The sequence below is a fragment of the Streptomyces sp. NPDC001222 genome (assembly GCF_042896945.1).
In the GTDB taxonomy this organism is placed as follows: domain Bacteria; phylum Actinomycetota; class Actinomycetes; order Streptomycetales; family Streptomycetaceae; genus Streptomyces; species Streptomyces gibsoniae.
In genome coordinates this window covers 1-7,389 of the sequence record NZ_JBIAXT010000077.1, presented here as the reverse complement: position 1 = coordinate 7,389, position 7,389 = coordinate 1, and the positions used below count along the sequence as shown (strand labels likewise).

General features: G+C 66.2%; 5 protein-coding genes and 1 pseudogene. 2 read left to right on the top strand and 4 right to left on the bottom strand.

All coding sequences use genetic code 11. The annotated features are described in order from the left end of the window. Positions 1-99: 99 nt before the first annotated feature. Positions 100-966, bottom strand: a pseudogene (locus tag ACFY2Z_RS41400) (ATP-binding protein); the annotation flags it as partial. Positions 967-1,077: 111 nt separating this feature from the next. Here ACFY2Z_RS41400 and ACFY2Z_RS41395 point away from each other — a divergent pair. After that, positions 1,078-2,007, top strand: coding sequence for an MgtC/SapB family protein (locus ACFY2Z_RS41395; protein WP_390749161.1), 930 nt, complete (start codon positions 1,078-1,080; stop codon positions 2,005-2,007). A gap of 95 nt (positions 2,008-2,102) precedes the next feature. Here the strand turns inward: ACFY2Z_RS41395 and ACFY2Z_RS41390 are convergent, their stop codons facing one another. Next, positions 2,103-2,813, bottom strand: a complete 711-nt coding sequence (locus ACFY2Z_RS41390; RefSeq protein WP_390749160.1) for an HNH endonuclease — start codon at positions 2,811-2,813, stop codon at positions 2,103-2,105. Between the two features lie 273 nt (positions 2,814-3,086). Here ACFY2Z_RS41390 and ACFY2Z_RS41385 point away from each other — a divergent pair, with 273 nt between their 5' ends. Beyond that, positions 3,087-3,449 carry a hypothetical protein gene (locus ACFY2Z_RS41385; RefSeq protein WP_390749159.1) on the top strand — a complete coding sequence of 121 codons (363 nt, stop codon included), beginning with the start codon at positions 3,087-3,089 and terminating at the stop codon, positions 3,447-3,449. Positions 3,450-3,589: 140 nt separating this feature from the next. Here ACFY2Z_RS41385 and ACFY2Z_RS41380 read toward each other — a convergent pair whose 3' ends face one another. Then, a complete protein-coding gene (locus tag ACFY2Z_RS41380; RefSeq protein WP_390749158.1) occupies positions 3,590-4,345 on the bottom strand; it encodes a ComF family protein in 756 nt (251 codons plus the stop codon). Next, complete coding sequence (locus tag ACFY2Z_RS41375) at positions 4,342-5,301, bottom strand: DNA-processing protein DprA (RefSeq protein ID WP_390749157.1); 960 nt, start codon at positions 5,299-5,301, stop codon at positions 4,342-4,344. Before ACFY2Z_RS41375 ends, ACFY2Z_RS41380 begins: the two co-directional genes overlap by 4 nt. Positions 5,302-7,389: the final 2,088 nt, after the last annotated feature.

The window sequence follows — 7,389 nt, the reverse complement described above, 5'->3', positions numbered from 1 at the left end:
GTTTCGTCACACTCATGCGCCACTTGGCGTCGTTCCCCTCCACACAGGAGACAACGACGCACCGAGCGTGCGGACACTGTCCACCAACGCATAAGGGTTCACCATCAGGAACTTCGCCGGGAAGCGCACGACTCCCGCGCTGCGTGCGATGACGACGTGTCCGGCCTCCAGCGGCTGGCGCAGCGCGTCGAGGGCGTGGCTGCTGAACTCGGGTGTCTCGTCGAGGAAGAGAATTCCGCGGTGGGAGAGCGAGACGGCGCCGGGGCGGGCGATGCCGGGTCCGCCGCCGACGAGTGCCTGCATGGTGGCGGAGTGGTGCGGGGCGCAGTAGGGGGCGGTGTCGATGAGGGGTTTGCCCACGGGGAGCAGTCCGGCCACCGAGTGCACCGCTGTGACCTCCAGCGATTCCTGTCGGGTGAGTTTGGGCAGGACGTCGGGAAGCCGCTCGGCCAGCATCGTCTTTCCGGCGCCGGGCGGTCCTTCGAGGAAGAGGTGGTGTCCGCCCGCCGCGGCGACCTCCACCGCGGTGCGGGCGGCGAGCTGCCCCACGACGTCGGCGAGGTCGTGGTCCTGGTCGTGCTGTGCGGCACCGACGCTGTGCATGCCGGTGGCGGCGCCGGTACCCGGTACGCGCAGGCCGGCGAGGAGCGGGTCGGGGCGGCCCTGTTCGTCAGGTTCCTCCTCGGGTACGGGTTCGTCGGCGAGGACGGCGATCAGTTGGCGCAGGGTGCGGACGCCGAGCACGGACACGCCGGGGACGAGGGAGGCCTCTGCGGCCGCGCACTCGGGTACGATCACCTGTTCGTATCCGGCGTCCGCGGCGGCCAGTACGGCGGGCAGGATGCCTCGCACGGGTCGGACGCGTCCGTCCAGGCCCAGTTCGCCGATCATCACGATGTCGGCGAGCACGCGGGGGTCGATGCGTTCCGCGGCGCCGAGTACGGCGCAGGCGACGGCGAGGTCGAATCTTAGTTTGAGACGCTTCTTGAGCACCCACGAGAGCTCTGGCCTCGCCGACCGGGTGTGCTTGCGGCTGGATCCACGGGTGCCGCAGCGGGCTCAACGTGAAGGACCCTCGTGAAGTTTCGGACTGAGACCCTTGTCCGCCAGGTACCGCACACGATCGACGGTGTCACCCACGACGTCCCCGAGCATTACGCCGTCGCTCTCCCGGTCCTGCCTCGCGACTGGGACCAGGTTGCCCTACGTGCCGCCGCAAGTCTCGTCCTGACCCTCACCGTGATTTCGGTCATCTGGTCCACCTACTGCATCGGCATCCTGCTTGGACGCGGGGTCGGTTTCGTCGCCGCAGTGGTGTTCGACCTAGGCTGGATCGTCAACATCCTCTTGGAGTGGTTGAGCCGCTTCGACCCCGCCAAGCGCGGCTTCTCCAGGCGCCTCGGCTGGTCACTGTTGGCCGCGACCATGGGCGCGATCCTCTGGCACGGCTTGTCCGTGGGCAGTCCGGCGCTAGGCGTGGTGGGTGCCGGGGTGAGCCTCTTCGCGAAGACGCTGTGGTTCGGGGTCATGCGCTTCGTCGACCGGGATCTGTCCGAGGCCGACGCCGCGTGGGTGCGGCACGAGATGTCCCGTGCGAACGCCGCTCTCGCCGTCGCGGGCGTCCGCCGTCAGGTTGCGCGTGCGGAGGACCGGGCTGCCGCCGAACTCCTCGCCGCCGAGCATCTCCGCGCCCGGCTCTCCGGCGCCCCGGATAAGGCGGCCGCGAACCCGGTGAACACGGCACCCGAACAACCGAACATCGTCAGCGAAGAGGACGCGAACGAGGATCCTGAGCAACCGAACACCGTGCCGCTCACCAGGACGAACACCAGCGAACATCACGGACCCACCCCGAGCATCGCCTACCTCGCTCGCGAAGAGCTGCGCTCCGGTGTCAGCAACTCCGTGGCTGTCGCGAACATCCTCCAGGTCCGCCCCGACGCCAATCCGGCCTCCGTGGCCGCCACCGTCCGGCGTGAGCGCTCCAAGGCAGCCGGATATCTGTGACCTCCCAGCACGAGTCCCGCGCGCCGCTGTAGCCGGGCTCCGACTGATGGCCGCATATGTGCTCTGCACCAAGCAGGCTCCGGGGGCGTGGACCTTCACTGGCCTGGACGGCTACGCCCGTCATCGCGGTCGCGCTCTCTGGCAAAGAGGTACTCCCGGATGAGCCGACCAAGCACGTCGCCCTCATGGACGCGCTCGTTGAACACAGCTCGCTTGAAGGCGGCGCGCTCCTCGGGTTCCAGGAAAGCCACCAAGCGCTCTGCCTTCGGATGCTGGTAACCGCAGCAGATCAGGCGCGTGCAGACGATCCGCGACGTCCTTAGCTTCGGCGTCCGCCAGGGGTAGTGCGGATAGCCTCGCAGCTCCGCCTTACAGCGATCGAGTATCTCGAACAGTTCAGCCTTGTTCCGGTGCTTCTCACTGCCGTAGTGCAGCTGGAACCACTCCCGCCGGTCCATGTCGGCTATCTCCCGCTGCACGCGCTCCACACGTCTTGTGATGCCGACGTACACCCTGGGGCTCATCGCGCGCGTCCTGAAACCAGCATCTGGGTATGTGTGGCTCAGATCCATGTCGGCCACCCAGCGCCTCGCAGTACGACCATTCTTTCTGCGATTGCAGTCCTCGCAGGCTGGAACGAAGTTCCACCAGACGTCCGCACCGGTGTCGGCGATGGGCCTCTCGTGGTCAATCGTGGTGGCCGTTGAACGACCGCAGTAGACACACAGGCCCCTATGCGCCGTCAGGACCATGAGCCACTGCCAGGTCTTCTGCTTACCTCGCTCGCCGCGACGGATCTCGTCCATGAGGCCCTCCCCCTTGATGCAGGTTGATCAAGGGGGAGATCGTACGAGGCAGCACTGACAATCGAAGGGCGTCACGGTGGACGGTCCGCTCCCCCACCTACCGAGGCCGAGCACAAGGGCGTCCCCGTACTGCACCCCGGTGGCTGGCGGGCTTCTTCACGGCTGTGCAAGCAGGCCGCGATCCGCCTAGCACCTGGGCAACGGCTCAAAGCCCTACCTCAGCGCCTCTTCAACTCTGTACCGTGTCGCTCCAGTCGGCTGGAGGGGGCTCACATGAAGTATGGAGATGCGGACTACATGGCCGCCCGGGACGCCATGCTGGAGATTCTGAGGGGGTGGGCCCGAGAAGGCCGGACCGACTTCTACAAGGCGCTGAGCGAGGCCCTGGCACCGGAGCACCGGGTGCACTACCACGGCCGGATGATGTCGCTCCTGCTGGCGGACGTCTGCCGCCTGGACAGCACCGGCCCCGAGCCGATGCTCTCGGCACTGGTGGTCAATGGATCCAGCCGGAAGCCGTCCGACCAATTCTTCGAGCTGGCCGTGACCGAGTTCCACCGCCGGGACCCGGACTGGACGTGGGAGCAGGAGCGGGACGCAGTGTTCGAGCGTTACCGCGACCCGGTTCTGTCGTAACTATCGCCCTCTCAACTGCGCCATGCGGCGCGGTTCAACCGGCCTGAAGGCGCAGGGAAGGAACGGTCCAGCCGCCATTTTCCATGGCTCGCCCGGCGCGAGAGCCGCTGTGCCGTCGATGCGCAGCACTCCAGCAGCCATCAGCCCGGAACGCGGGCGAGGACCAAGCCGCGGACCTCCGCCGCCTTCCCCTGCGTCATAAGAAACTTCCCCACGGTGTAGAACTGCGACCCAGTGGTGAACACGTCGTCGACGAGCAGGATGCGCTTGCCTTGGACGCTCTGGCGAAGCTTCAAGGCGGCGGCGTGCTCTTTTGCGGCCTCCATCTTCTCGGCCCATCGAACGCCGCCGCCGGCGGACTTCTTTGTCTCGTACTGCTTGATCAGAACTGGGCTCTCGGGATCGGCGATGGGCCAGCGGCCGAGACCATCCTCCGCATGAGCAGCCTTCATCATGGCCTCGATGTGCTGGAGCGGTGTGCGGTCGGGTGCCGTGGGATTGCCGAAAATGATGTCGATGTCCGCGATCTCATCAGCGTGGGCGTTCAGCCAGCCGACGATGAGCCGGCCGAAGATCGTGCCCCATCCGATCGATCCCGGCCTATGACCGTACTTGTACTCCCAGATGGTTTCCTTCAGCGGCGGCGCGTGCAGGGCCACGGCGTCGACCCGGGTGAAGTAGCGGTCTCCGGGCTCCCAGCTGCAGATGCTGTTCCAGCAGTTCGACGTCGGCGTCACGAGGCTCTGTCCACACACGCTGCAGTGGTGCTCCGCCAAGGGCTTGAGAGTCCGCGCAGCGCACTCGGCGCAGAGCTTGGGGGTCCCGTTCCCCTTGTAGGCGCAGAGGCGGCAGTTCGGAAATCCGAGCGGCTTGGGCAGATCGGCAGCGTTGGTCACAGGCCCGCCAGGGCGAGCTGGAGGCGCAGTTGTGCGGCCTGCTGTACCCGCTTGGCGTTGCCGAGGCGTGAGATGACGTCGTCGAGCTCTGCGACCTCCACGGCATTTCCTTCCGCGACCATCTTCGCCGCCCAGGGTTCACTCGTCGCGAGGGACTTGATCAAGAAGACCTGTTTGCCGTGCTCGTGGGCGATGCGGGCTTGCATCTTGGCGCCGGAGGTCGAGGACGCCTCAATGACGACGCTGCCCATCGTCGAGCCGGAGGTGACGACGTTGCGCCGCGGGAAGGTCCAGGTGGCTGGCCCGGAGGTGGGCCAGAACTGCGAGACCAATGCTCCGCCCTCGTCGACGATGCGAGCGGCGAGGCCCTTGTTCTGCGCAGGGTAGATCTTCGCCGCGATACCAGTTCCCATCACGGCGACGGTACGGCCCCCGGCTTCGAGCGTGGCCGTATGGGCGGCGGTGTCGATTCCCTTTGCAAGGCCGCTAAAAATCACCACGTCCTCGTCGACCAAAAGCCGCGCCATGCGGGCAGCGCGGCGCATCCCGTCCTCGCTCGCGTTGCGCGTGCCAACGATGGCGGCCGAGCGGGCGTCCCGCTCTTCGAGGTCACCGAGGTGGAACAGGAAGGGAGGCAGGTTGGGCACGAGGCGCAGGTTGGCCGGGTAATCCGGGTCGAGCACAGTCACCAGCCGCGCACCAGCCCGCTCGGCTGCCTCAAGCTCGGTGATCACCCGCGTGCGGGCATCGCCGATCGCAGGCAGGGCCTCGCGCAGGAGTATGAGGTTTTTGCGCGCGATGGCGGAGTCCTCGGGGATGTCGCCTCCGAGGACGACCTGGAGCGCCTCGGGCGACTGGCAGGTCCGGGCGATCAGGTTCCAGTCGACGGACTTGCTTCCTACACGCAAGGCACAAATCGCCAGCAGATCCCTCTGCTGTGGCGTTATGGCGGTCATTTTCCATGTGTCCTTCTACTCACGGCCCCGGATGTTCGAAGGGTGGTGCTCTGATTCTTTGGGCCGTTTCCCATCATGGCCTACGGGGCCCCCAGAGCGCACGTGACCCCAGCTCTTGACCTTCGCAAGACACCCGGACGGATGTCTCTTCCGCAGCTTGACCGCACGATCGCTTCTCTGATGAATCCAGCCACCCTCGCGAGTGAACGGCCGGGACGAACGCAGTCAACTACGTTCCGTAGCCAGTAGCTGGCCGGCACTGGGCTCCAAACGTTCCGCGCCTACCTGATCCGGAGACCGCGATGGTGCCGCAGCCCCGGGCCGCGGAGACAGTCGGTGCCGCCAGTCGAGGGCTGCGGAGACGCGGGAAGGGGTTCCTCAACGGACTGGAGGCGCAACAGCCGTAATGGTGCCGCAGCGGAGGGCTGCGGAGACACTCCTGGACGGACGTCGGTGGCACTCAGGACGGCGTGCCGGAATGGTGCCGCAGCCGTAGCTACGGCGTCCCTGCCCGAACCTGTTTGAGATCGAGATCGACAAAGTGCCGCAATGGTGCCACAGCCACGGGCTGCGGAGATGTCACCTCCGTGGTGACGCAGAGGCCGGACACCGACATACCGCAATGGAGCCGCAGCTGGAAACTGCGGTGATGCCACTGACGTTGATCACGTTCGACGCGCCATTGGCTGTGCCGCAATGGTGCCGCGGCCTAGGGCTGCGGAGACATACGACGTCATGAAGTGGCTGTTCGACCCCAACGAGCCGCAATGGTGCCGCAGCCGTCAGCTGCGGAGACGCCGTACTACTGGCGGCGGCCGGGCTGGCAGTGGCGGATGCCGCAATGATGCCGCAGCCCCGGGCTGCGGAGACGATGACGTGGTTCGGGTCGACCTTGCGCACGTCCAGGCCGCAATGAGGCCGCAGCCCGTGGACTGCGGCGACACTCCTCTGCCCCGGCCTGAAGTCCGTGGTCAGTGATGCCTAAATGGTGCCGCAGCCCTGGGCTGCGGAGGCACGTCGAATATGAACACCCTTCAGCGATGGACCGAGCAGCCGCAATTGTGCCGCGGACACGCGCCGCGGAGACAGTGCTCCGAGAACACAACCTCGTTTGCCGCGTAGTCGCCGCAATGGGGCCGCAGCCGTGGGCTACGGAGGAGACTGGCGGTATGGCTCGGACAATCGGAAATGGCACGAAGCCGCAATGGAACCGCAGCTTCGAGCTGCGGAGATGTTCCGCTGGCATGGTCTGCCGGCCACCGACCAGGTAACTGCAATGGTGCCGCAGCCAGAGGCTGCGGAAAGGTAGCGACTCGGCGTCGGCATGGTCGGTCCGATCCAGCTGCCGCAATAGTGCCGCAGTTCCAGGCTGCGGAGACACCACCGCTGCTGGTCCCTTGGGAGGGGCGTGATGGTCCACAATGATGCCGCAGCCGCTGGCTGCGGAGAAACCTCGAAGTCGGGGCCCCACTGCTGGCGGGTCACCCAGCTGCAATGGTGCCGCAGCCTGGCGCTGCGGAGAAACGATGGAGCCGGTCTTGAGGTGGTTGACCTTGTACCCGCCGCAATGGTGCCGCAGTCATGAACCACGGAGATACCAGGGCTACGCGATGGCAGTTTCTGAGCTGCTGCTGCCGCGATGGTGCCGCAGTCGCGAGCTGCGGAGGAGCGATCTTCTGCCGTGCGCCGTCTATCAGTTTTTCAAGCCGCAATGATGCCGCAGCCCGGGGACTGCGGAAACAAGCTCGGCAAGTCCACGCTGCCCTGCAGAGCCTGCTTGCCGCAATGGTGCCGCAGCGGCGGGGCTGCGGAGGCACGAGTGTTACCAGCACATAGCGGGCGTGAATGCCATGGCCGTAATGATGCCGCAGCTGTGGGTTGCGGAGATACCCTTTGGTTTTTTCACCGCAAAGAATGGATCACGGTTGCCGCAATGGCGCCGCAGCCGACGCTGCGGAGACACGCCAGGATGGCTGGATACGTGTGGAGCCACCGGGGCCTCCCCCTGAGTGGTGGACACGCTGATACTGGATCTGCTTGATCCGGAGGAAGCGAGAACCCCGCCGATGGCGATGAAGGACTACTCGG

Bases quoted from the DNA above. Each gene is read 5' to 3' on its own strand.
- ACFY2Z_RS41385 (WP_390749159.1), top strand. From the start codon at position 3,087: ATGAAGTATGGAGATGCGGACTACATGGCCGCCCGGGACGCCATGCTG.
- ACFY2Z_RS41375 (WP_390749157.1), bottom strand. From the start codon at position 5,301: ATGACCGCCATAACGCCACAGCAGAGGGATCTGCTGGCGATTTGTGCC.
- ACFY2Z_RS41390 (WP_390749160.1), bottom strand. From the start codon at position 2,813: ATGGACGAGATCCGTCGCGGCGAGCGAGGTAAGCAGAAGACCTGGCAG.